This is a genomic window from Amycolatopsis sp. NPDC051371, assembly GCF_040682155.1.
GTDB lineage: Bacteria > Actinomycetota > Actinomycetes > Mycobacteriales > Pseudonocardiaceae > Amycolatopsis.
The window spans coordinates 102,927-125,744 of record NZ_JBFBAG010000033.1 but is presented as its reverse complement, the minus strand read 5'-3'; the positions used below and the strand labels follow the sequence as shown (position 1 = coordinate 125,744).

Annotated in this window: 25 protein-coding genes; 18 read left to right on the top strand and 7 right to left on the bottom strand. The window is 68.7% G+C overall.

All coding sequences use genetic code 11. From position 1 onward, the window contains the following. The first annotated feature begins 14 nt into the window (after window positions 1-14). Window positions 15-3,926, top strand: a complete 3,912-nt coding sequence (locus AB0M59_RS34585; RefSeq protein WP_364623853.1) for a DNA-directed RNA polymerase subunit beta' — start codon at window positions 15-17, stop codon at window positions 3,924-3,926. Between the two features lie 174 nt (window positions 3,927-4,100). Next, window positions 4,101-5,867, top strand: coding sequence for a hypothetical protein (locus AB0M59_RS34580; protein ID WP_364623851.1), 1,767 nt, complete (start codon window positions 4,101-4,103; stop codon window positions 5,865-5,867). A 49-nt stretch (window positions 5,868-5,916) separates the two neighbouring features. On the opposite strand, the gene AB0M59_RS34575 is transcribed toward AB0M59_RS34580, so the two are convergent. Then, complete coding sequence (locus AB0M59_RS34575) at window positions 5,917-6,699, bottom strand: M15 family metallopeptidase (protein WP_364623849.1); 783 nt, start codon at window positions 6,697-6,699, stop codon at window positions 5,917-5,919. Between the two features lie 46 nt (window positions 6,700-6,745). After that, complete coding sequence (locus AB0M59_RS34570) at window positions 6,746-7,246, bottom strand: Lrp/AsnC family transcriptional regulator (RefSeq protein ID WP_364623847.1); 501 nt, start codon at window positions 7,244-7,246, stop codon at window positions 6,746-6,748. A 95-nt stretch (window positions 7,247-7,341) separates the two neighbouring features. Between AB0M59_RS34570 and AB0M59_RS34565 the strand changes: the two genes are divergently transcribed. Together AB0M59_RS34565 and AB0M59_RS34560 are read left to right on the top strand one after the other, a co-directional pair. Then, entirely contained in the window at window positions 7,342-8,520 is a 1,179-nt protein-coding gene (locus AB0M59_RS34565; RefSeq protein WP_364623845.1) for an MFS transporter, read from the top strand. 61 nt (window positions 8,521-8,581) lie between these two features. After that, window positions 8,582-9,223, top strand: coding sequence for a zinc ribbon domain-containing protein (locus tag AB0M59_RS34560; RefSeq protein ID WP_364623843.1), 642 nt, complete (start codon window positions 8,582-8,584; stop codon window positions 9,221-9,223). A 22-nt stretch (window positions 9,224-9,245) separates the two neighbouring features. On the opposite strand, the gene AB0M59_RS34555 is transcribed toward AB0M59_RS34560, so the two are convergent. Beyond that, complete coding sequence (locus tag AB0M59_RS34555) at window positions 9,246-9,722, bottom strand: GNAT family N-acetyltransferase (protein ID WP_364623841.1); 477 nt, start codon at window positions 9,720-9,722, stop codon at window positions 9,246-9,248. A 58-nt stretch (window positions 9,723-9,780) separates the two neighbouring features. Here AB0M59_RS34555 and AB0M59_RS34550 point away from each other — a divergent pair, with 58 nt between their 5' ends. Further along, the gene (locus AB0M59_RS34550; RefSeq protein ID WP_364623839.1) at window positions 9,781-10,005 is read left to right on the top strand and encodes a hypothetical protein; all 225 of its coding nucleotides are present in this window, start codon (window positions 9,781-9,783) and stop codon (window positions 10,003-10,005) included. Here the strand turns inward: AB0M59_RS34550 and AB0M59_RS34545 are convergent. Genes AB0M59_RS34545 through AB0M59_RS34530 form a run of 4 tightly spaced genes read right to left on the bottom strand, consistent with a single transcriptional unit; the run spans window position 9,989 to window position 12,781 of the window. Continuing rightward, window positions 9,989-10,612 carry a hypothetical protein gene (locus AB0M59_RS34545; protein ID WP_364623837.1) on the bottom strand — a complete coding sequence of 208 codons (624 nt, stop codon included), beginning with the start codon at window positions 10,610-10,612 and terminating at the stop codon, window positions 9,989-9,991. The two genes, AB0M59_RS34550 and AB0M59_RS34545, sit on opposite strands and share 17 nt — an antisense overlap. Then, a complete protein-coding gene (locus AB0M59_RS34540) occupies window positions 10,612-11,865 on the bottom strand; it encodes a hypothetical protein (protein ID WP_364623836.1) in 1,254 nt (417 codons plus the stop codon). Before AB0M59_RS34540 ends, AB0M59_RS34545 begins: the two co-directional genes overlap by 1 nt. An 11-nt stretch (window positions 11,866-11,876) precedes the next feature. Next, window positions 11,877-12,224: a hypothetical protein gene (locus AB0M59_RS34535; protein ID WP_364623834.1), complete on the bottom strand. Its 348-nt coding sequence runs from the start codon at window positions 12,222-12,224 to the stop codon at window positions 11,877-11,879. Further along, window positions 12,224-12,781, bottom strand: coding sequence for a YbaB/EbfC family nucleoid-associated protein (locus AB0M59_RS34530; protein WP_364623832.1), 558 nt, complete (start codon window positions 12,779-12,781; stop codon window positions 12,224-12,226). Before AB0M59_RS34530 ends, AB0M59_RS34535 begins: the two co-directional genes overlap by 1 nt. Before the next feature lie 165 nt (window positions 12,782-12,946). Here AB0M59_RS34530 and AB0M59_RS34525 point away from each other — a divergent pair, with 165 nt between their 5' ends. The 13 genes from AB0M59_RS34525 to rpsC all read left to right on the top strand — a co-directional run bounded on the left by AB0M59_RS34525 (window position 12,947) and on the right by rpsC (window position 22,816). Continuing rightward, on the top strand, window positions 12,947-13,102 hold the full coding sequence (locus tag AB0M59_RS34525; RefSeq protein WP_364623830.1) for a hypothetical protein: 156 nt from the start codon (window positions 12,947-12,949) through the stop codon (window positions 13,100-13,102). 541 nt (window positions 13,103-13,643) lie between these two features. Next, window positions 13,644-14,018 carry a 30S ribosomal protein S12 gene (gene rpsL / locus AB0M59_RS34520; RefSeq protein WP_003102113.1) on the top strand — a complete coding sequence of 125 codons (375 nt, stop codon included), beginning with the start codon at window positions 13,644-13,646 and terminating at the stop codon, window positions 14,016-14,018. Continuing rightward, window positions 14,018-14,488 (top strand): 30S ribosomal protein S7, encoded by a 471-nt coding sequence (rpsG, locus tag AB0M59_RS34515; RefSeq protein ID WP_003102106.1) that lies wholly within the window; start codon window positions 14,018-14,020, stop codon window positions 14,486-14,488. The genes rpsL and rpsG overlap by 1 nt, the downstream gene beginning before the upstream one ends. Before the next feature lie 74 nt (window positions 14,489-14,562). Next, window positions 14,563-16,662 carry an elongation factor G gene (gene fusA / locus AB0M59_RS34510; protein WP_364623828.1) on the top strand — a complete coding sequence of 700 codons (2,100 nt, stop codon included), beginning with the start codon at window positions 14,563-14,565 and terminating at the stop codon, window positions 16,660-16,662. A 130-nt stretch (window positions 16,663-16,792) separates the two neighbouring features. Next, window positions 16,793-17,986: an elongation factor Tu gene (gene tuf / locus AB0M59_RS34505; protein WP_364623826.1), complete on the top strand. Its 1,194-nt coding sequence runs from the start codon at window positions 16,793-16,795 to the stop codon at window positions 17,984-17,986. Window positions 17,987-18,395: 409 nt separating this feature from the next. Then, entirely contained in the window at window positions 18,396-18,701 is a 306-nt protein-coding gene (gene rpsJ, locus AB0M59_RS34500) for a 30S ribosomal protein S10 (RefSeq protein ID WP_003102098.1), read from the top strand. 31 nt (window positions 18,702-18,732) lie between these two features. Continuing rightward, window positions 18,733-19,389 carry a 50S ribosomal protein L3 gene (gene rplC / locus AB0M59_RS34495; RefSeq protein WP_364623824.1) on the top strand — a complete coding sequence of 219 codons (657 nt, stop codon included), beginning with the start codon at window positions 18,733-18,735 and terminating at the stop codon, window positions 19,387-19,389. Continuing rightward, entirely contained in the window at window positions 19,386-20,075 is a 690-nt protein-coding gene (rplD, locus tag AB0M59_RS34490; RefSeq protein ID WP_364623822.1) for a 50S ribosomal protein L4, read from the top strand. The genes rplC and rplD overlap by 4 nt, the downstream gene beginning before the upstream one ends. After that, window positions 20,072-20,383 (top strand): 50S ribosomal protein L23, encoded by a 312-nt coding sequence (gene rplW / locus AB0M59_RS34485; RefSeq protein ID WP_003102087.1) that lies wholly within the window; start codon window positions 20,072-20,074, stop codon window positions 20,381-20,383. The genes rplD and rplW overlap by 4 nt, the downstream gene beginning before the upstream one ends. 14 nt (window positions 20,384-20,397) lie before the next feature. Continuing rightward, window positions 20,398-21,234 (top strand): 50S ribosomal protein L2, encoded by an 837-nt coding sequence (gene rplB, locus AB0M59_RS34480; RefSeq protein ID WP_364623820.1) that lies wholly within the window; start codon window positions 20,398-20,400, stop codon window positions 21,232-21,234. Between the two features lie 18 nt (window positions 21,235-21,252). Further along, the gene (gene rpsS / locus AB0M59_RS34475; protein ID WP_026468892.1) at window positions 21,253-21,534 is read left to right on the top strand and encodes a 30S ribosomal protein S19; all 282 of its coding nucleotides are present in this window, start codon (window positions 21,253-21,255) and stop codon (window positions 21,532-21,534) included. Between the two features lie 29 nt (window positions 21,535-21,563). After that, window positions 21,564-21,983: a 50S ribosomal protein L22 gene (gene rplV, locus AB0M59_RS34470; RefSeq protein WP_290060366.1), complete on the top strand. Its 420-nt coding sequence runs from the start codon at window positions 21,564-21,566 to the stop codon at window positions 21,981-21,983. Beyond that, on the top strand, window positions 21,983-22,816 hold the full coding sequence (gene rpsC, locus AB0M59_RS34465; protein WP_308669973.1) for a 30S ribosomal protein S3: 834 nt from the start codon (window positions 21,983-21,985) through the stop codon (window positions 22,814-22,816). The genes rplV and rpsC overlap by 1 nt, the downstream gene beginning before the upstream one ends. The last annotated feature ends 2 nt before the right edge of the window (window positions 22,817-22,818 follow it).

Here is a 22,818-nt window from a genome sequence, read left to right as displayed (position 1 = left end):
AAGGGGATCTAGACGTGCTGGACGTCAACTTTTTCGATGAGCTCCGCATCGGACTCGCCACGGCCGACGACATCCGTCAGTGGTCGTACGGCGAGGTCAAGAAGCCGGAGACCATCAACTACCGGACGCTCAAGCCCGAGAAGGACGGCCTCTTCTGCGAGAAGATCTTCGGTCCGACCCGGGACTGGGAGTGCTACTGCGGCAAGTACAAGCGCGTCCGCTTCAAGGGCATCATCTGTGAGCGCTGCGGCGTCGAGGTGACCCGCGCCAAGGTGCGCCGCGAGCGGATGGGCCACATCGAGCTGGCCGCCCCGGTCACCCACATCTGGTACTTCAAGGGTGTTCCCTCGCGCCTCGGCTACCTGCTGGACCTGGCGCCGAAGGACCTCGAGAAGATCATCTACTTCGCTGCTTACGTCATCACGGGCGTGAACACGGAGCTGCGCCACAACGACCTGCCGACCCTCGAGAACGAGATCGGCGTCGAGCGCAAGAACCTCGAGACCAAGCGTGACGCGGACATCGAGACCCGCGCGCAGAAGCTGGAAGCCGACCTGGCCGAGCTGGAGGCGGAGGGCGCCAAGTCCGACGTCCGCCGCAAGGTCAAGGAAGGCGGCGAGCGCGAGATGCGCCAGCTGCGTGACCGCGCCGGTCGCGAGCTGGACCGCCTCGAGGAGGTCTGGACGACCTTCACGAAGCTCGACACCCGCCAGCTGATCGCCGACGAGCTGCTCTACCGCGAGCTCGTCGACCGCTACGGCGAGTACTTCACCGGCGGCATGGGCGCGGAGGCCATCCAGAAGCTGGCCACCGAGTTCGACGTCAGCGCCGAGGCCGACAACCTGCGCGACACCATCCGCAACGGCAAGGGGCAGAAGAAGCTCCGCGCGCTGAAGCGGCTCAAGGTCGTCGCGGCGTTCCAGGCCACCGGCAACGACCCGCGCGGCATGGTGCTGGACGCCGTCCCGGTCATCCCGCCGGACCTGCGCCCGATGGTGCAGCTGGACGGTGGCCGCTTCGCGACCTCCGACCTGAACGACCTGTACCGCCGCGTGATCAACCGCAACAACCGCCTCAAGCGGCTGATCGACCTCGGCGCGCCCGAGATCATCGTCAACAACGAGAAGCGGATGCTCCAGGAGGCCGTCGACGCGCTGTTCGACAACGGCCGCCGCGGGCGTCCGGTCACCGGCCCGGGCAACCGGCCGCTGAAGTCGCTGTCCGACCTCCTCAAGGGCAAGCAGGGCCGGTTCCGCCAGAACCTGCTCGGCAAGCGCGTCGACTACTCGGGCCGTTCGGTCATCATCGTCGGCCCGCAGCTGAAGCTGCACCAGTGCGGCCTGCCGAAGGACATGGCGCTCGAGCTGTTCAAGCCGTTCGTCATGAAGCGGCTGGTCGACCTGAACCACGCGCAGAACATCAAGTCCGCCAAGCGGATGGTGGAGCGCTCGCGGCCGCAGGTGTGGGACGTGCTGGAAGAGGTCATCACCGGCCACCCGGTGATGCTTAACCGCGCGCCGACGCTGCACCGCCTCGGCATCCAGGCCTTCGAGCCGCAGCTGGTCGAGGGCAAGGCCATCCAGCTGCACCCGCTGGTCTGCGAGGCGTTCAACGCGGACTTCGACGGTGACCAGATGGCGGTGCACCTGCCGCTGTCGGCCGAGGCGCAGGCCGAGGCCCGGATCCTGATGCTGTCGGCGAACAACATCCTGTCGCCGGCGTCGGGCCGTCCGCTCGCCATGCCGCGGCTGGACATGGTGACGGGCCTGTTCCACCTGACCCGCCTCACCGAGGACGCCGAGGGCGCGGGCAACGCGTACTCGTCGACGTCCGAGGCCATCATGGCCTTCGACCGCAAGGCGCTGAGCCTGCACGCCCCGGTCAAGATCCGCATCACCGACCGTCAGCCGGCGAAGGCCGACGAAGCGGCGCTCGCGGAGAAGGGCTGGGAGCCGGGCAAGATGTGGCTCGCCGAGACGACCCTGGGCCGCGTGCTGTTCAACGAGCTGCTGCCGGCGGACTACCCGTTCATCAACGAGCCGATGCCGAAGAAGCGGCAGGCCGCGATCGTGAACGACCTCGCCGAGCGGTACTCGATGACCCAGGTCGCGCAGACCCTGGACCGCCTGAAGGACGCCGGGTTCTACTGGGCGACCCGGTCGGGCGTCACCATCGCCATCTCGGACGTGCTCACCCCGGTGGGCAAGGCCGCCATTCTCGACGAGTACGAGGGCAAGGCCTCCCAGGTGGAGAAGCGCTACCAGCGTGGTCAGCTGTCGCACACCGAGCGCAACAACGAGCTCGTCAAGGTGTGGACGCAGGCCACCGAAGAGGTCCACAAGATCATGGAGACGGCGCTGCCGGAGGACAACCCGATCGCGGTGATCGTGAAGTCGGGCGCGGCGGGCAACATGACGCAGGTCCGGTCGCTGGCCGGCATGCGTGGCCTGGTGTCGAACCCGAAGGGCGAGTACATCCCGCGTCCGATCAAGGCCAACTTCCGTGAGGGCCTGTCGGTGGCGGAGTACTTCATCGCGACGCACGGTGCCCGGAAGGGCCTGGCGGACACGGCGCTGCGGACCGCCGACTCGGGTTACCTGACCCGGCGTCTGGTGGACGTCTCGCAGGACGTCATCGTCCGCGAGACCGACTGCGGCACCACCCGCGGCATCATGATGCCGATCGGCGAGGACATCGGCGACGGCAAGGTCCTGCGTGACCAGCACGTCGAGACCTCCGTGTACGCGCGGAACCTCGCGACGGACGCGGTGGACGCCAAGGGCAACGTCGTGCTGAACGCGGGCGACGACATCGGCGACCCGGCCATCGACAAGCTGCTCTCCAGCGGCATCTCGAAGGTCAAGGTCCGCTCGGTGCTGACCTGCGAGTCGGCCGTCGGCATCTGCGCGACCTGCTACGGCCGCTCGATGGCGACCGGTCAGCTCGTCGACGTCGGCGAGGCCGTGGGTATCGTCGCGGCCCAGTCGATCGGTGAGCCGGGTACGCAGCTGACGATGCGTACGTTCCACCAGGGTGGTGTCGCCGGTGACGACATCACGACCGGTCTGCCCCGTGTGCAGGAGCTCTTCGAGGCTCGTGTCCCGAAGGGCAAGGCGCCGATCGCCGACGTCGATGGCCGCGTGCGCATCGAGGAGAGCGAGCGGTTCTGGAAGATCACGCTGATCCCGGACGACGGCGGCGAAGAGATCGTCTTCGACAAGCTGTCCAAGCGTCAGCGGCTCGCGAACACCCCGAACGGCCCGCTGGGCGACGGCGACCACGTCAACGTCGGCCAGCAGCTGCTCGAGGGCACGCCGGACCCGCACGAGGTCCTGCGGGTCATGGGGCCGCGCGAGGCGCAGATGCACCTGACGGACGAGGTCCAGAAGGTGTACCGGGCGCAGGGTGTGTCGATCCACGACAAGCACATCGAGGTCATCGTGCGGCAGATGCTGCGCCGCGTGACGGTCATCGATTCGGGTGGCACGGACTTCCTGCCGGGCGAGCTGCCCGAGCGGACCAAGTTCGAGGCGCGCAACCGTTCGACGGTCTCCGAAGGCGGCGAGCCGGCTTCGGGCCGGCCGGTGCTGATGGGGATCACGAAGGCGTCGCTCACCACGGACTCGTGGCTGTCGGCGGCGTCGTTCCAGGAGACCACGCGCGTCCTGACCGACGCGGCCATCAACGGCCGCTCGGACCGGCTCGTGGGCCTCAAGGAGAACGTGATCATCGGTAAGCTGATCCCGGCCGGTACGGGCATCAACAAGTACCGCAACATCCAGGTGCAGCCGACGGAAGAGGCCCGGGTCGCGGCGTACGCGATCCCGTCCTACGACGACGGTTACTACACCCCGGACGTGTTCGGTACGGGTACCGGTGCGGCGGTTCCGCTGGACGACTACGACTTCGGCCGCGATTTCCGCTGACCGAAGTCCCGATCAACGGGAAAGGCCCTCGCCGGGTTTCCGGCGGGGGCCTTTCCCGTTTCCGAAATGTCACCCCAACGGGTATTCAACCCCTTGCGCATGTCGCTAGAGTGACCCGGTTCACGCGGTTCGGGGGCTTTGCGCGTTCCAACGGGTATTCAGGGGTGACTGTTCGTGAACAAATCCAGAAGCGCGAGACCCATCGCGCGCTACTTCGCCACGCTCGCCGCCGCAGCCTTGCTGACCGGCGGGTTCGCCGGTCCGGCGGCCGCGGAGGAGCCGGACCCGGCACCGGTCTCCACCGCGCCGTCCACGTCGGAAGAGCCGCCGCCGAGCAGTTCCGCGGCGCCGACGTCCACCGAGCCGAGTTCCGGTGCGCCGAGTTCCAGCGCACCGGAGAGCAAGCCGCCGGTGAAACAGGCCGAGCCGGTGGAACGCGCCCAGGTCGAGATCTCGGTCGCCCTGGACAAGGAGACCTACCAGACCAACGAGGACGTCCACTTCACCTTCAAGGTGACGAACATCGGCTCGGCCATCGCGAAGGGCCTCTGGGTCGCCCCGTCCTTCGACCCGACCGACCTGTACGTCCCCTACGAGCCGGGCTGGGGTCCGCTCAGGTCCAGCGACCCGGGCCTCGACCTCGAGCCGGGTAAGACCTTCGTGCTCGAAGGCACCGGGAAGATCCGGGACATCGAACAGGACTCCACCGTCCTGCGGGGCGTCATGTTCGACGCGACCCACTTCGGCGTCGGCGAGTTCACCGCCAAGGCGAAGGTCGTCAAGGCGCCCGGACGCGCGGTGGGTGTCGTCTACGGCGACAAGAACGGCAATGGCGCGCTCGACGCCGGCGAACAGCTCGCCGGCGCCAAGCTGACCATGCGGTACGTCAACGGCAACAGCACCTACACCGCCACGAGCGATGCTGCCGGGAAGTTCAGCTTCGACGTCCCGGCCGCCGAGTACAACATCGGCGGAGAGGTCGTCGACGGCTGGCTGATCCCGTGGAGCACCGTCCGGATCGACCCGGACAGCAAGGACCTGCTCGTCCGCGGGGCGCCGCCGCTGAACGGCGCCCTCAAGGCGTCGATGGCGTTCACCCAGGACAGCTACAAGGTCGGGGAACTCGCGCACGTCACCGTGACGCTGTCCAACTCCGGTCCGATCCCGCTCACCGGCATCGTGGCCGCGTGCAACCGCATCGGCAACTCCAACATCCTCAGCGGCCGCGGCCCGGGGTGGGGAGATCTCGCCAAGGACGGCGTGACGATCGCACCCGGGCAGACGCGCACCTTCGACGTGTCCGAGGCGGTGCCGGCCGCGGCCTTCGACCGCGGCGTCGTGGTCGCCGCCTGCGACTTCGGCTACGACGAAGTGGACATCGAGAACCACGCCGACGCCGGCGCCCAGGCGTGGGTGCCGGGTGGGAAGGCCGTCGTCGAGGGCACCATCGGCGTCTTCGGTGACCAGGGCGAGGTCACGAAGGCCATCGCCGGCGCCAAGGTCGTGCTGGTGTCCGATCAGCACTGCCCGGTCACCGGCGAGCGGACGACCGACGCGAAGGGCCACTTCGAGTTCACCGAGGTGGCTCCCGGCCCCGCCTACCGGCTGTACCTCGTGCTGCCGACGGGCTGGAAGACCAAGTACGAAAACCCGATGTCGATCGACGTCTTCGGGCCGCCGGAGAACCACTACCCGTGGCAGATCCAAGCCGAGCAGGGTGACGCCCCTGCGCCGACGGTGCCGACCAACCCCGCGGACTGCGCGGCCGGCACCCCGACGTCGACGACCGGCGCGGCCGGCACCGGTGGCGGGCAGAGCGGCGGCAGCGGACTGGCCAGCACCGGCGTCGACGCGCTCGGCCTCGGCGCGCTCGCGCTGATCGCCCTGGCGCTCGGCGGTGGCCTGGTGATCGGCGCCCGCCGGCGCCGGAACGCGGCCTGACGAACGAAAAGGCGCCCCCGGTCCACAGTGGACCGGGGGCGCTTTCGTTTCAGCGGAGGCCGCAGCGGGACACCGGGAAGTCGAAGTAGGTGTCCGGGAACGGCTCGCCGTCGAGGGTGTAGTGCCACCACTCCTCGGGCAGGTTGTGGAAGCCGGCGGTGATCATCGTGGTGCGCAGCAGGTCGCGGTTCTGCCGCGCGACACCCGTGATCGCCGGGTTGTCGGTGTGGGCCAGCGGGTCGAAGCAGTCGTAGCCGGTGCCCATGTCGACCATGTTGTCGGGGAAGCGCTGATCCTGCGGCGCGAAGCACGGCTTCAGCGGCTCACCGGGGAAGTACGGGCGCTGGAACCGCGGCGGGAGCTTCACGACGGTGAGGTCCATGGTGCTGCCGCGGCTGTGCCCGGACTTCTCGGCGATGTACCCGTCCTCGAACAGCCGGTCCTTGGCGACGTTCGGGTAGAACTCGGCCTTCATCTTCTCGTCGGCGAGATCCTTGGCCCACCGCACGAAGTGGTCGACCGCGCGCTGCGGGCGGTAGCAGTCGTAGACCTTGAGCGTGTAGCCCTTCTTCCTCAGCTGGGACTGGGCTTGCCGCAGGCCCTCGGCGGCCTGCCGGGTCAGGATGCAGGTGGGTTCGACGTAGCCGTCGATCCGCTGTCCGACGAAGTTGTGCCGGGTGGCGTAGCGGATGTCCTGCAGGATCGACGGCGCGACGTCGGAGAGCGCGACGAACTCGCGAGGGGCGGTCGGCGTCGCGGCCTGCGCGGTAGCGGGGACGGTGAGGGCGGCCAAGACGGTGAGGGTCACGGCCAGCGCACGGAAGATCGGCATCCCTCTCGTCTATCAGCCGGGCACCGGACAATCAGCCGCCAACCGGTCAAGACCAGCCTTCCGACGTCGTCGCGCGCAGGAAGTCGTCCGAGGGCGGCTGCACCGGGCGTCCTTCGAACTGCGTCGACAGCACCACCGACGACCGCAGCTCGCCGTGCTTGCCGAGCCGCTCCAGCAGGCCCTCGAAGTGCTCGAGCGAGGCCGCCCGGATCTTCAGCATCGTGCAGTGGTCGCCGGACAGGCGGTGGATCTCCACGACCTCCGGGTAGTCCTCGGACCTCGACGTCTTCAGCAGGCAGCTGCTCAGGGCGCACCGCATCTCGACGAACGCGTGCAGCGGCTGACCCGCGCGCCGCGCGTCGACCTGCGCGCGGTAGCCGGTGATCACCCCGGTCTCCTCCAGCCGCCGCACCCGCTCGGCCACCGCCGGCGCCGAGAGGTTGATGCGCCGGCCCAGCTCCTTGAACGACAGCCGCCCGTCGGTCTGCAGCAGGTCGAGCAGCCGCCAGTCGACGTCGTCCACGGGCTTTTCCGAACGAAAGGTCATGGGCCCCATCTTCCTTCCGAACCGTGGCCGTGGCGACGGATTTGCCGTTGACGGGCCCTTCGAAAGAGCGCCGGAAGTTCCTAAAGTTGCTGGTCATGGGGACTTCGACGGTGACCGGCCGGACCCGGTCCATGGGCGCGTTGTTCGCGGGCGTCGCGCTGCTCAACACGGCGACGGTCGGCTTGAGCACCGCGGCGACGCTGATCGTCGCCGCGGGCAGCGGGCCGGGCTGGAGCGGGCTGCCGAGCGTCGCGAACGTGCTCGGCACGGCGGCCGGCGCGCTCGGCGCGGGGCTGCTGCTGCCGGGTCACGGCCGCCGTCGCGTGCTGGCCGTCGGTTACGGCGTCGCCGCGGCCGGGGCACTGGTCGCGTTCGCCGGCGCGCTGACGACGTCGCTGGTGCCGCTCCTGCTGGGCATCCTGCTGGTCGGCCTCGGCAACGGCGGCGCGCAGCTGTCGCGCTACCTGGCGGCGGATCTGTACCCGGAGGAACGCCGGGGTCGCGCGCTCTCGAACGTCGTGTGGGCCGGGACCGTCGGCGCGCTCGCCGGGCCGGCGCTGATGGCCCCGGCGGCGGACGTCGTCACCGGTTTCGGCTGGCCGGCGCTGTCCGGGCCGGTCGCGGTCGCGGTGCTGGCCACGGCGGGAGCCGCGCTGGCGGCCGCGTTCCTCCCGCGGCACGTCCCGCTCCCACCGGAAAAGCCGGTGGCCGCGGTCGCCCCGGTGCGCCCGGCCGGCGTCGCGCGGCCGCTGATCGCGATGGTCGCCGCGCAGCTGACGATGGTCGCGGTGATGACCATGACGCCGGTGCAGCTGGAGAACCACGGGCACGGTCTCGACGTCGTCGGCTGGGTGCTGAGCGCGCACCTGTTCGGCATGTTCGCGCTGGCGCCGCTGTCCGGCCGGATCGCCGACCGCTGGGGGCCGCGCGTCACGATCAACGCGGGGCTCGGCGTCCTGGCGCTGTCGACGGCGACCGCGCTCGCGGCGCCGACCGCGCACACGTCGGGCCTGCCGGTGGCGTTGTTCCTGCTGGGGTACGGCTGGAACCTGGTGTTCGTCGGCGGCAGCGCGCAGCTGAGCCGCGACCTCGCGCCGGAGACGCGCAGCCGGGTGCAGGGCACCGTGGACGCGGTGGTGTGGTCGGCGTCCGCTTTGGCCGGTTTGGGGTCAGGACAGCTGTTTGCCGGCGGTGGGTACGGGCTCGTGGCGGTCGTCGGCGGCGTTCTGGCGCTGCTTCCGTTGGCCCTGCTGGCATCCCGTGACGGCCGGTAGCCGGGCCGTTGTCGGCAAATCTCTCGTCGCCGCTCGTGCGGTTCGCCGGCGAAGATGGGCCGTGGCTGACTCTGTGCCCTTCACGGACAACTTCTCGGACCTCTCGAACACGCAGGGGTACCAGTTCGAGTTCCGTTGCGAACGCTGCGGCAACGGTTTCCGTTCCGCGTTCCAGCGCGACAACCTGGAAACCGGGCGAAGCGTGCTTCGCACGGTCGGCTCGTTCTTCGGCGGGACGCTGCGAGACCTGAGCAACTCGGCCGACCAGTGGCGCTACGACCGCGCGACGAACTCGCCGGCCAAGGACAAAGCGCTGGCCGCGGCGGTCAAGGAGATCACCCCGAGCTTCCGCCAGTGCCGCGGCTGCGGCGACTGGATGTGCCACGACCAGTGCTGGAACGAGGAGATCGGCCAGTGCCTGCGCTGCTCGCCGAGCGTCGCCGAGGAGATCTCGCGCGCCCAGGCGTCGGCGCAGCGCGACCAGATCTGGGACAAGGCCCGCGAGAAGGACTGGACGTCCGACCTCGACCTCGACACCCGCGCGAAGGTCACCTGCCCGGGCTGCGGCCTGAAGGCTGAGGGCGGGAAGTTCTGCTCGTCGTGCGGGACGTCGCTGGCGCTCAAAGTCCGCTGCGGCGGCTGCGGCAGCGAGAGCAACAAGCCCGGCGCGCTGTTCTGCTCGGACTGCGGCTCCAAACTCTGACCGAAGGCCTTGTAGCGGCCGGCTATAAGGCTTTCGCGAACCAGTGCTCGGCGAACTGCCCGTCGTTGAAGGGCTCGACCTCGTCGTAGCCGGTCTTCGCGTAGAGCGCGCGGGCCTCGACGAGGTCGTGGCGGGTGTCGAGCCGCATGAGGTTCGAGCCGAGGCCCCGGGCCGCGTCCTCGGCGGCCGCCACCAGCACGGGGCCGCCGCCGGTGCCGCGGTGGGCCGGCTTGACGAACACCTTCGTCAGCTCGCTGACCCCCGGCGCGACGACGCGGGTCCCGGCACAGCCCGCGGTCTCGCCGTCGCGGTAGCCGACGAGGAACGCCCCGGTCGGGGGCACCAGGTCGGTGCCGGGTTCCTCGGCGACGTACCCCGTGAGCTCGGCCTCGGTGATCGGACGCCCGTAGTAGCGCGAAGCGACTTCGTCCATGTACTCGCGCATGATCGCGACGGCGTCCGGGTGAGCGACGTCGATCTGGGTGATCTTCCAGTTCACGTCCCCATCCTGGGCCCGCTGTCCAGCGAATTGGCCGGGTCCCGGGCACGATGAGGGTATGACGACTGTCACGAAGCGCCTGACGGTGGTGGCCGTCCTGCTGATCACGGTGGGAGCGATTCTGCTGTCGGTGGGCGCGATCGGCTTCGAGAAGACATCCGACCAGCCCGACGCCAACATCGGCGCCGGGTTCGCCCTGCTGGCGGGGCCGTACATCGTGGGGCTGGGGCTGGTGTTCGCTCTCTCGGCGGCCCTGACGCACTGGACTACCCGGCGCCGCTGACCCCCTGGGCCCACAGGGCCGCGGGAAGCTGTTCGGCCAGCTCCGCGAGGAACTCGGCCTCGGCGGCGACGTTCTCCCGCGTCGCACACCCCTGCGCCCAGGTCCGCGCCGACCCGTGCTCGACCACGACGTTCCGCTGCCCGAACCGCGGGTTCGCCGCCAGCCACCGAGCCAGCGCGTCCTCCAGCCGTGAGTCCGGCGGCAGGGTCGGCATCGACAGCGCCCTGCCCGGGACGATGCGCAGCTCCGGGCACGGCGGCACGGCCACCTGCGTCACGTGGATGTCCCGGAAACCCGTGTGGTCGTCGGAGCGCCGGAACGACTCCCGCGTGTCGATCGCGATCACCGGGCGGTCGCGGTGGCGGAACTCCACCCACGCCGTGCGGGTGCTCTCCGCCAGCGGCCGGCCCGACGGGTGGGCCACGCCGAACGTCGGCGCCGGGCCCGGTCCGACGCCGCTGTGGAACGCCCCTCCGCGCTCCGCCGCGAACGTCTTGAACCAGTGCTCTTGGCGGCCTTCGACGAACTTCGTGTTCGAGCGCCACCAGATCGCCGCGGCCACCGCGACCACGACGACGCCGATCAGCACGGCGACCACCGTCACCATCAGAAGTCCAGCTCCGAGCGGGTTTCCTCGTCGGGTTGGTCCTCGCCCGTCGAGCCGTAGTCGCTCACCTTCTTGGCGTTCTTCACGTGAGTGTTCAGCTTGCCGAGGTGGTCGTTGACGTTCTTCGCGTCGTTGTCGCTCGGATTGGCGGGGTTGAACCCGAGCACGCCCTTGATCGCCGCTTCGCCGCCCTTCTTCAGGGCCTCTTCCGCGCCCGTCTTCAGGATCGACGGCTTGTACTGGATGTTGCCCGCCGCGTCCTTGACGGGGTTCTCCCACGCCTTCGCCCAGCGCTTGCCGAGCATGCCGTCCTCGCCCATGGTCTTCTCGAGCAGCGTCTTGCCCGAGTTCTTCTCGGCGACCTCCGACAGCTTCGTCGCGGTCTTGCCCTCGGCCAGCTTCTGGCCGAGTTTCGTGGCGGCCAGCTTGTCCTTGAGCTTCTTCAGCCAGTCGAGCACCTTCTGCAGGATCTCCCGCAGCTTCGACACCTTCTGCGTGGTCCGCGCGGTCGTCGCGACGGCCTCGCCCTCGGTGGCCGCGCCCGCCGCCGCGGTCGACGCGCCGCAGGTCGGGACCGCCGCCGCCAGCGCCGGCACCCACAGCAGCACCAGCCAGGTGATGAACTCCGTCAGGATGGCCTTGATCAGCTCCTCGACGAAACTCATCAGCATGCTGTTGAGCTGCAGCATCCTCGCGAGGTCGCCGGACTTCCCGGCGACGCCGCCGATGCCGTGCGCGAACTCGCCGAGCGACGTCCTCGCCGCGTTGGCGGCGTCGCCCTGCCAGCCCTTGAGCCGCTCGTCGGCCACCTGGCCGAAGTTCTTGGACAGCTGGTCCAAGCCGGCCGCGATCGCGCCGAAGTTCTCCGCCGCGACGCCGAGCGCCGGGCCGTCGCCGCTGACGAAGTGGATCGCGTCCTGCACCGGCTGGACGACGCTGATCAGGAAGTTCAGCCCCTGCCCGACGAGCCAGCCGAGCGGGTCGGTGGCGATGTCGGTGATCGCGCTGGAGCTCGACTGGATGAAGCCCGCCGTGTCGGTGGCGATCGTGCCCAGGCCGAGCGTGATGTCGGCGCCATCCGGGTGGGGCGCGATCACCGCCTTCGCCACCGACACGAAGTCCTTGCCGACGGTCACAGCGCCGCCGACGAACGGCGTCGCCTTGACCGCGTTGCCGACGTTCATCCCGAGCACCGTGTCCGGGTCGTCCGGCTTGACGGTGATCCCGCTCGCGACGTCCGCTACCTCTGCCATCCGCGTCCCCTTCAGTGCTTCGGCTCGCGCGGCCCGTCGAGCAGGACCTCGACCTGGCCGAAGAACGCCTTGTGGTCGTCCTCGACGCCCTGGTAGACGTTCGCCGCGTCGGTGAACTTGCCCTGGGCGGAGGTCAGGCCGTCGGCCATCGACGCCAGCAGGTCCCGCAGCTCGCGCAGGGTCTCGTCGTACCCGTGCTTGGTGAAGACGCCGACCACGCCCCACGACTTGTCGCCGACGTCGGCCTGGGCGACCTTCTCGGTGATCTTCGCGCCCTGGTCCTGGTACTTGCCCAGGTCGCCGACGTACCCGCGCAGCGCGTCGACCTCCACCTGGTAACCGCCGGCTCCGTCGGGCATCAGTCCTCCTCGTCGAACAGGTTCCGCAGGAAGGAGTCGCCCGCGGACCCGCCGCTCGCGGGCGGTGCGTGCGGCGGGGGAGGCGCGTCGGCCTGGCGCAGCACCCGCTCCTCGGAGAAGTCCTCGGCGGGGGCCGGCGGCTCCGGCGTTCCTTCCGCCAGCTTCGACCGCATCTCGTCCACAGTGGTTCCGAACACGACGGCCTGGGTTTCGAGGACCTGCTCGACCAGCCCGAGGTGGTCGCCCAGGTGCTCCTCGACGAGCACCGCCTGCCGGCGGGCCGCCTCGCCGACGGCTTCGCGCAACGTCGTCAGCAACGCCGCCGACAGCGCCTTCGGGCCCTTCGCGAGTGCCGCGTCCGTGAACTCGACGTCGAGGACCGCGCCGCCCGGCCCGGTGACCACGGTCACGCCACCGTCCGGCGAGGACGCGCTCGCCCGCAGCTCGGTCAGCTCCTGCCGCATCGCGCCGACGCCGGCGAACCGGTCGTCGACGTTCCGGATGCTCGACTGGAACCGCTCGAACTCCGCCACCAGCTGGTCGAACTCGGCTGACATCTCCCTGTTCCTCCCCGATCGCGAGGTGCTTCCCACCCATCGTGGCTCCTCGGCGGCGGTGTGACGTACGGAACGCCCGATCCGATCCCACTGCGTCACCCGACCGGGTAATGGGTAGGTTTCCGGCCGCAAGGGGAAGCAGGGGAAGAGCGCTAGGAGTGCGTGATGAGCAGCAACGAAGGGGCCGCGGGGCCCGCCGAAGAGCCGAAGAAGACCGGTAGCCACGCGGCGCCCGAGGGGGCGGGCGTGCACCCGCTCATCGACCTCTCGCGCGACCCGAACCCGGGCAAGCCGGACCACGCGAAGCCCGACGAGGACTGAGCCGGACCCGCTTGCCGCGTACCCGGGGAGTCGGTTCGCGGACGTGGGGAGCCGGTTCGCGTACCCGGAGGGTCGGCCGGCGAGCCGGCCGTCCGGGTACGGCTCCCGGCTTCGGAACATTCCCGAGGCCGGGGGTGTTGTAAAGGACGACCGCCGAGCCGTGGTGCGTGCGGCAGCCCGGAAACGCGGCTCGAGCCGCACGTCGCACCAGGGCGTGACCGGACCCCGGAACATCCCGCGGCCCGGCCCTGTTCGGAGGTAGGCTCGAGGTTCGCCGACCTTCGGACCCCCCGCCGCGCTCCGTCCGTACCCGGGCGGGTATCTTTGGAGACCGTGCCCGGCATGCGTCGGGCCGCTCCGCGTGCCGTGCGGCATGGGCGGGGTGCTCAGGCACCCGGTCACCGGCTTCGGCAGGTCGGGGTTCCGACGGAAAATCCCTCCGGGAAGTTACCGGTCGAGAGACCGTGACGCGGGCCGACACGCCCGACCGCGGGGGCCGGTGAAGACACGAAGAAGCAGATCACGACAGGAAGCTGGTCCATTGCCCACGATCCAGCAGCTGGTCCGCAAGGGCCGCCAGGACAAGGCTGCCAAGCAGAAGACCGCGGCCCTCAAGGGGAGCCCGCAGCGGCGTGGCGTGTGCACTCGCGTGTACACCACGACCCCCAAGAAGCCGAACTCGGCGCTGCGCAAGGTCGCGCGTGTGAAGCTGACCAGCGGCATCGAGGTCACCGCCTACATCCCCGGTGAGGGCCACAACCTGCAGGAGCACTCGATGGTGCTCGTGCGTGGTGGTCGTGTGAAGGACCTTCCGGGTGTCCGTTACAAGATCATCCGCGGTTCGCTCGACACGCAGGGTGTCAAGAACCGCAAGCAGGCGCGCAGCCGGTACGGCGCGAAGAAGGAGAAGAGCTAATGCCCCGCAAGGGTCCGGCCCCGAAGCGGCCGCTGATCTCCGACCCCGTCTACGCCTCCCCGCTGGTCACCCAGCTGGTGAACAAGGTGCTGAAGGACGGGAAGCGGTCCCTGGCCGAGCGCATCGTGTACGGCGCGCTCGAAGGCGCTCGCGAGAAGACGGGCACCGACCCGGTCGTCACGCTGAAGCGCGCCCTCGACAACGTGAAGCCCACCATCGAGGTGAAGAGCCGCCGCGTCGGTGGCGCCACCTACCAGGTGCCGATCGAGGTCAAGCCGGGCCGCTCCACCACGCTGGCCCTGCGCTGGCTGGTCTCCTTCTCGCAGGCTCGCCGCGAGAAGACGATGATCGAGCGCCTGCAGAACGAGCTCCTCGACGCTTCCAACGGCCTCGGTGCCTCGGTGAAGCGTCGCGAGGACACGCACAAGATGGCCGAGTCCAACCGGGCCTTCGCGCACTACCGCTGGTAAGTAGTTCGGCATCGCCGCCCGTCTTCTGGGCCAGCCATGCCGGGCCCCAAGCTTGAGAACAGGGGAACACTCTCGTGGCACGTGACGTGCTGACCGACCTGACACAGGTCCGCAACATCGGCATCATGGCCCACATCGACGCCGGCAAGACCACCACCACCGAGCGGATCCTGTTCTACACCGGGGTCAACTACAAGATCGGTGAAGTCCACGACGGCGCCGCCACCATGGACTGGATGGAGGAGGAGCAGAAGCGGGGTATCACCATCACCTCGGCTGCGACCACCACCTTCTGGGACGACCACCAGATCAACATCATCGACACCCCCGGGCACGTCGACTTCACCGTCGAGGTGGAGCGGAACCTGCGGGTGCTCGACGGTGCGGTCGCCGTCTTCGACGGCAAGGAAGGCGTCGAGCCGCAGTCCGAGCAGGTCTGGCGGCAGGCGGACAAGTACGACGTCCCGCGCATCTGCTTCGTCAACAAGATGGACAAGCTGGGCGCGGACTTCTACTACACCGTGAAGACCATCGTGGAGCGCCTCGGCGTCCGCCCGCTGGTCATCCAGCTGCCGATCGGCGCCGAGAACGACTTCGAAGGCGTCGTCGACCTGGTCCGCATGAAGGCGCTGACCTGGCGCGGTGAGGTCCAGAAGGGCGAGGACTACTCCATCGAGGAGATCCCGGCCGAGCTGGCCGAGCTGGCCGCGGAGTACCGCGAGAAGCTCGTCGAGACCGTCTCCGAGGCGGACGACGCGCTGATGGAGAAGTTCCTCGAGGGCGAGGAGCTGACGGAGGCCGAGATCAAGGCCGGCATCCGGAAGCTCACCATCACCCGCGACGTCTTCCCGGTGCTGGCCGGTTCCGCGTTCAAGAACAAGGGCGTCCAGCCCATGCTCGACGCGGTCATCGACTACCTGCCGTCGCCGCTGGACATGCCGGCGGTCGAGGGCACGCTGACCGACGGGGAGACCCCGGCCACACGCACCGCTTCGGTCGACGAGCCGTTCTCCGCGCTCGCGTTCAAGATCGCCGCGCACCCGTTCTTCGGCAAGCTGACCTACATCCGGGTGTACTCGGGCAAGGTCGCCGCCGGCGCTCAGGTCATCAACGCGACCAAGGAGCGCAAGGAGCGCATCGGGAAGATCTTCCAGATGCACTCCAACAAGGAGAACCCGGTCAACGACGCCCAGGTCGGCCACATCTACGCGGTCATCGGGCTGAAGGACACCACCACGGGTGACACCTTGGCGGACCCGCAGAACCCGATCGTGCTGGAGTCGATGACGTTCCCCGAGCCGGTCATCCGGGTCGCGATCGAGCCGAAGACGAAGGCCGACCAGGAGAAGCTGTCCCTGGCGATCCAGAAGCTGGCCGAAGAGGACCCGACGTTCCAGGTCAAGCTGGACGAGGACACCGGCCAGACGATCATCGCGGGCATGGGCGAGCTGCACCTCGAGGTGCTGGTGAACCGGATGAAGTCCGACTACAAGGTCGAGGCGAACATCGGCAAGCCGCAGGTCGCTTACCGCGAGACGATCAAGAAGACGGTCGACAAGCTCGACTACGTCCACAAGAAGCAGACCGGTGGTTCCGGCCAGTTCGCGAAGGTCATCGTGAAGCTGGAGCCGCTCGAGCGCACCGATGGCGCGCTCTACGAGTTCGACAACAAGGTGACCGGTGGTCGCGTGCCGCGGGAGTACATCCCGTCGGTCGACGCGGGCGCGCAGGACGCGATGCAGTACGGCGTCCTGGCCGGCTACCCGCTCGTCGGGTTGAAGTTCACCCTGTTGGACGGTGCATACCACGAGGTCGACTCTTCGGAGATGGCGTTCAAGATCGCCGGTTCCATGGCGATGAAGGAAGCCGCGAAGAAGGCCGGCCCGGTGATCCTGGAGCCGATGATGGCGGTCGAGGTGACCACGCCCGAGGACTACATGGGTGACGTCATCGGTGACCTCAACTCCCGCCGTGGTCAGATCCAGGCCATGGAGGAGCGGTCGGGTACCCGTGTCGTGAAGGCACTGGTCCCGCTGTCGGAGATGTTCGGCTACGTCGGTGACCTCCGGTCCCGCACCCAGGGCCGGGCGAACTACTCCATGGTGTTCGACTCCTACGCCGAGGTTCCCGCGAACGTCGCGAAGGAAATCATCGCGAAGGCGACGGGGGAGTAACTCCCCCCACCGCGCGCGGGCATTAAGGGACTCTCCTGAACGTCCGCAGCACCGACGAAGGAACATTCGGAGGGCAGCAGCCACGCTGCCCTCCGAGCACAAAGCGAAATCAGTCCAGGAGGACATTCCAGTGGCGAAGGCGAAGTTCGAGCGGAGCAAGCCGCACGTCAACATCGGGACCATCGGTCACGTCGACCACGGCAAGACCACGCTGACCGCGGCGATCACCAAGGTTCTGCACGACAAGTACCCGGAGCTCAACGAGTCCCGGGCGTTCGACCAGATCGACAACGCGCCGGAAGAGAAGCAGCGCGGCATCACGATCAACATCTCGCACGTCGAGTACCAGACCGAGAAGCGTCACTACGCGCACGTCGACGCGCCGGGTCACGCGGACTACATCAAGAACATGATCACCGGTGCCGCTCAGATGGACGGCGCGATCCTCGTGGTCGCGGCGACCGACGGCCCGATGCCGCAGACCCGTGAGCACGTGCTGCTCGCCCGCCAGGTCGGCGTGCCCTACATCGTGGTCGCGCTGAACAAGGCCGACATGGTGGACGACGAGGAGATCCTGGAGCTCGTCGAGCTCGAGGTCCGCGAGCTGCTGTCCTCGCAGGAGTTCCCGGGCGACGACGCTCCGGTCGTGCGCGTCTCGGGCCTGAAGGCCCTTGAGGGCGACGAGAAGTGGGGCGAGGCCGTTCTCGAGCTGATGACCGCTGTCGACAACAACGTGCCGGACCCGGTGCGCGAGCTCGACAAGCCGTTCCTCATGCCGATCGAGGACGTCTTCACGATCACCGGTCGCGGCACCGTCGTCACCGGCCGCGTCGAGCGTGGCGTGGTCAACGTGAACGAAGAGGTCGAGATCGTCGGCATCAAGGAAAAGTCGACCAAGACCACCGTCACCGGTGTCGAGATGTTCCGCAAGCTGCTGGACCAGGGCCAGGCGGGCGACAACGTCGGCCTCCTCGTCCGCGGTATCAAGCGTGAGGACGTCGAGCGCGGCCAGGTCGTCGTGAAGCCGGGTACCACCACCCCGCACACCGACTTCGAGGGCCGGGTCTACATCCTGTCGAAGGACGAGGGTGGCCGTCACACCCCGTTCTTCAACAACTACCGCCCGCAGTTCTACTTCCGCACCACCGACGTGACCGGCGTCGTGACCCTCCCCGAGGGCACCGAGATGGTCATGCCGGGCGACAACACCGACATCTCGGTCGCGCTGATCCAGCCGGTCGCGATGGACGTGAACCTGCGCTTCGCCATCCGCGAGGGTGGCCGCACCGTCGGTGCGGGTCAGGTCACCAAGATCATCAAGTGATTCGACGCCCGGCCCGGGGGCAATACACCCCCGGGTCAGGGGCGTCAAATCACGTGTGCGACACTATTCAGGTTGCTCGTCCTGGGGCGGCCGATCCCTTCGGGGTCCGGCCGCCTCGGTGCGAGTGGCCACGGTCCGCCGAGCTCTTCCTTCGGGTTGCAGGCGAGCGGGCAAAGGCAGTGAGACGACAGTGCTTGCAAAGGCAGAGCCGGCTCATAGCCTCCTCACGTTGAGGAAGACCAGGCAAGACGACGATCCCGCGGGATCCGTCTGTGCGTCGGGCGCGACACGCCCGACCGCGTGGACCGGGGACAGGGCCGTTGAACTGCGGAAACCCAGGCCAAAGTGGAGACACAGCGGCGGGGTTTGTGAGATAGCGGCACGAGACGACAAGGAACGAGCAGCCACCATGGCGGGACAGAAGATCCGCATCCGGCTCAAGGCCTACGACCACGAGGCGATCGACACCTCGGCGCGCAAGATCGTGGAAACGGTCACGCGCACCGGCGCCCGGGTCGTCGGGCCGGTGCCGCTGCCCACCGAGAAGAACGTTTACTGCGTCATCCGCTCGCCGCACAAGTACAAGGACTCGCGCGAGCACTTCGAGATGCGCACGCACAAGCGTCTGATCGACATCCTCGACCCGACGCCGAAGACGGTCGACGCGCTCATGCGCATCGACCTGCCGGCGAGCGTCGACGTCAACATCCAGTAAGCGTTGGGCGAGCGGCGGAGATAAGAGACTCATGTCTGACAGGCAGATGAAGGGCATCCTGGGCACCAAGCTCGGCATGACCCAGGTCTTCGACGAGCAGAACCGGGTTGTCCCGGTCACCGTCGTCAAGGCCGGTCCGAACGTGGTCACCCAGGTTCGGACCCAGGACAAGGACGGCTACACGGCCGTGCAGCTGGCGTTCGGCGCGGTCGACCCGCGCAGGGTGAACAAGCCGCGCACCGGCCACTACGACAAAGCGGGCGTGACCCCGCGGCGCTTCCTCGCGGAGCTGCGTACCACCGACGCCGAGACCTACGAGGTCGGCCAGGAGATCACCGCCGAGGTGTTCGCCGCCGGCGTCGAGGTCGACGTGACCGGTACCAGCAAGGGCAAGGGCTACGCCGGTGTCATGAAGCGCCACGGTTTCAAGGGCCAGGGCGCGAGCCACGGTGCCCAGGCCGTGCACCGCAAGCCGGGTTCGATCGGTGGCTGCGCCACCCCCGGCCGCGTCTTCAAGGGCCTGCGCATGGCGGGCCGGATGGGCAACGACCGGGTCACCACGCAGAACCTGACCGTGCACGCCGTGCGTGCCGAGGACGGCCTGCTGCTGATCAAGGGCGCCGTGCCCGGTCCCAAGGGCGGCCTGCTGTTCGTGCGCAGCGCCGCGAAGGGTGGTAACTCCGAATGACAAGCGTCGAGCTGAAGACCCCGGCCGGTAAAGCCGACGGCACCGTGGACCTCCCCGAGGAGATCTTCGACGTGCAGGCCAATGTCGCGCTGATGCACCAGGTGGTGGTGGCCCAGCAGGCCGCCGCGCGCCAGGGCACGCACGACACGAAGACCCGTGGTGAGGTCTCCGGTGGCGGCAAGAAGCCGTACCGGCAGAAGGGCACCGGCCGTGCCCGCCAGGGTTCGACCCGCGCGCCGCAGTTCGTCGGCGGTGGCGTCGTCCACGGCCCCACGCCGCGCGACTACTCGCAGCGCACCCCGAAGAAGATGAAGGCTGCCGCCCTGCGTGGCGCCCTCTCCGACCGGGCGCGCGCCGGCCAGCTGCACATCGTCACCGAGCTGGTGACGGGTGAGAAGCCGTCGACCAAGGCCGCCAAGGCCGTTCTGGCCGCGGTGACGCAGGCGAAGCGCGTGCTCGTGGTGCTGCACCGGGACGACGAGTACAGCTGGGTTTCCCTGCGGAACCTCCCCGAGGTGCACCTGCTCTGGGCGGACCAGCTCAACACCTACGACGTGCTGGTCAACGACGACGTCGTGTTCACCAAGGCCGCGTACGACGCGTTCGTCGCCGGCCCCGCCCGCGGAAAGACCGTCAAGGCTTCCGCGCGGTCGGGCGAGGTCACGGAAGGGAGTGACGAGAAGTGAGTTCGGTCGCCATTCCGGACCCCCGCGACATCCTGCTCGCGCCGGTCATCTCCGAGAAGTCCTACGGGCTGCTCGAGGACCACAAGTACACGTTCATCGTCCGTCCGGACGCCAACAAGACCCAGATCAAGATCGCGGTCGAAAAGGTGTTCGGCGTCAAGGTGGTCAGCGTCAACACCGCCAACCGCCAGGGCAAGCGGAAGCGGACTCGCGCCGGCTTCGGCAAGCGCAAGGACACCAAGCGCGCCATCGTGACTCTTTCGCCTGAAAGCAAGGCGATCGAGATCTTCGGCGGACCCACCGCGTAAAGGACTGAGCTGACATGGGCATCCGCAAGTACAAGCCGACGACCCCGGGTCGTCGCGGTTCGAGCGTCTCGGACTTCGCCGAGATCACCCGCTCGACTCCCGAGAAGTCGCTGCTGCGTCCGCTGAGCGGCACCGGTGGTCGCAACTCGTCGGGCAAGATCACCACCCGGCACAAGGGTGGCGGCCACAAGCGCGCTTACCGCCTCATCGACTTCCGTCGCAACGACAAGGACGGCGTTCCCGCCAAGGTCGCGCACATCGAGTACGACCCCAACCGGTCCGCTCGCATCGCGCTGCTGCACTACGCCGACGGCGAGAAGCGCTACATCATCGCGCCGGAGAAGCTCAAGCAGGGTGACACGGTGGAGAACGGACCCCGGGCCGACATCAAGCCGGGCAACAACCTGCCGCTGCGCAACATCCCGGTGGGCACCGTGATCCACGCGATCGAGCTCCGCCCCGGTGGCGGCGCGAAGATGGCGCGGTCCGCCGGCGCGAAGGTGCAGCTCGTCGCCAAGGACGGGCCGTACGCCCAGCTGCGTCTCCCCTCGGGCGAGATCCGCAACGTGGACGTGCGCAACCGCGCCACGATCGGCGAGGTCGGCAACTCCGACCACGCCAACATCAACTGGGGCAAGGCGGGCCGTAACCGCTGGCGCGGCAAGCGCCCCACGGTCCGTGGTGTCGTGATGAACCCGGTCGACCACCCGCACGGTGGTGGCGAGGGCAAGACGTCCGGTGGTCGTCACCCCGTCAACCCGAACGGTAAGCCCGAGGGCCGCACGCGTCGCCGCAAGGCGTCCGACGCGATGATCGTCCGCCGCCGCCGTACCGGCAAGAACAAGCGCTGAGCAGGGAGGTAGAAGAACATGCCACGTAGCCTTAAAAAGGGCCCCTTCGTGGACGACCACCTGCTCAAGAAGGTGGACGTTCTCAACGAGTCGGGCAAGAAGACCGTGATCAAGACTTGGTCGCGCCGTTCCACGATCATCCCGGACTTCCTGGGTCACACGATCGCTGTGCACGACGGACGCAAGCACGTCCCGGTGTTCGTCACCGAGGCCATGGTGGGTCACAAGCTGGGCGAGTTCGCCCCGACGCGGACCTTCAAGGGTCACATCAAGGACGACCGCAAGTCGCGCCGCCGCTGAGCGGGCACGAAACCAGACAGGAAGTAGCGATGAACGCCCAGAACGACGTGACGACCGAGGCTGAACTGCCTACGGCGTACGCGCGGGCTCGCTTCGTCCGGGACTCGCCGACCAAGGTGCGCCGGGTGATCGAGCTCATCAAGGGACGTAGCGCCGCCGACGCCTTGGCCGTGCTCCGGTTCGCCCCGCAGGCGGCCAGCGAGCCGGTCGCGAAGGTGCTTGCCAGCGCTGTGGCCAACGCCGAGAACAACCTTCAGCTGGACCCGGACACCCTCTGGGTCAAGAACGCGTACGCCGACGAGGGCCCCACCCTCAAGCGGATCCGCCCGCGGGCCCAGGGCCGTGCGTACCGGATCCGCAAGCGGACCAGCCACATCACCGTCGAGGTGGAGTCGCGTCCCGCCGTCGCGCAGAAGGCTCAGAGCAAGAAGAAGGCAGGTGGCCGGTAGTGGGCCAGAAGATCAACCCGCACGGTTTCCGCCTGGGTATCACCACGGACTGGAAGTCGCGCTGGTACGCCGACAAGCAGTACGCCGAGTACGTGGCCGAGGACGTCAAGATCCGCAAGCTGCTGGCGACGGGCATGGAGCGCGCCGGCATCTCCAAGGTCGAGATCGAGCGCACTCGTGACCGCGTCCGCGTCGACATCCACACCGCCCGGCCGGGCATCGTCATCGGCCGCCGCGGCGCGGAGGCCGACCGGATCCGCGGCGCGCTGGAGAAGCTGACCAAGAAGCAGGTCCAGCTGAACATCCTCGAGGTCAAGAACCCCGAGGCCGACGCCCAGCTGGTCGCCCAGGCGGTCGCGGAGCAGCTTTCCAACCGGGTGGCGTTCCGCCGCGCGATGCGGAAGGCGATCCAGACCTCCATGCGCTCGCCGCAGGTCAAGGGCATCCGCGTGCAGTGCGGCGGTCGTCTCGGCGGTGCCGAGATGTCCCGCTCCGAGCACTACCGCGACGGCCGGGTCCCGCTGCACACGCTGCGCGCCGACATCGACTACGGCTTCTTCGAGGCCAAGACGACGTTCGGTCGCATCGGCGTCAAGGTGTGGATCTACAAGGGTGAGCTCGTCGGTGGCCTGAAGGCTCGCGAGGCCCGCGACGCCGCCGAGCGCGCGCCGCGCGGCGGTCGCGACCGTGACCGCAGCGACCGGCCGTCCCGTCCGCGTCGTTCCGGCGCCTCGGGCACGACCGCCACCTCGACCGAAGCCGGTCGCGCCGCCGCTGCCGCCACGACCGAGGCGGCCCCGGCCACCGAGACCGCAGAAAAGACGGAGGGCTGAGA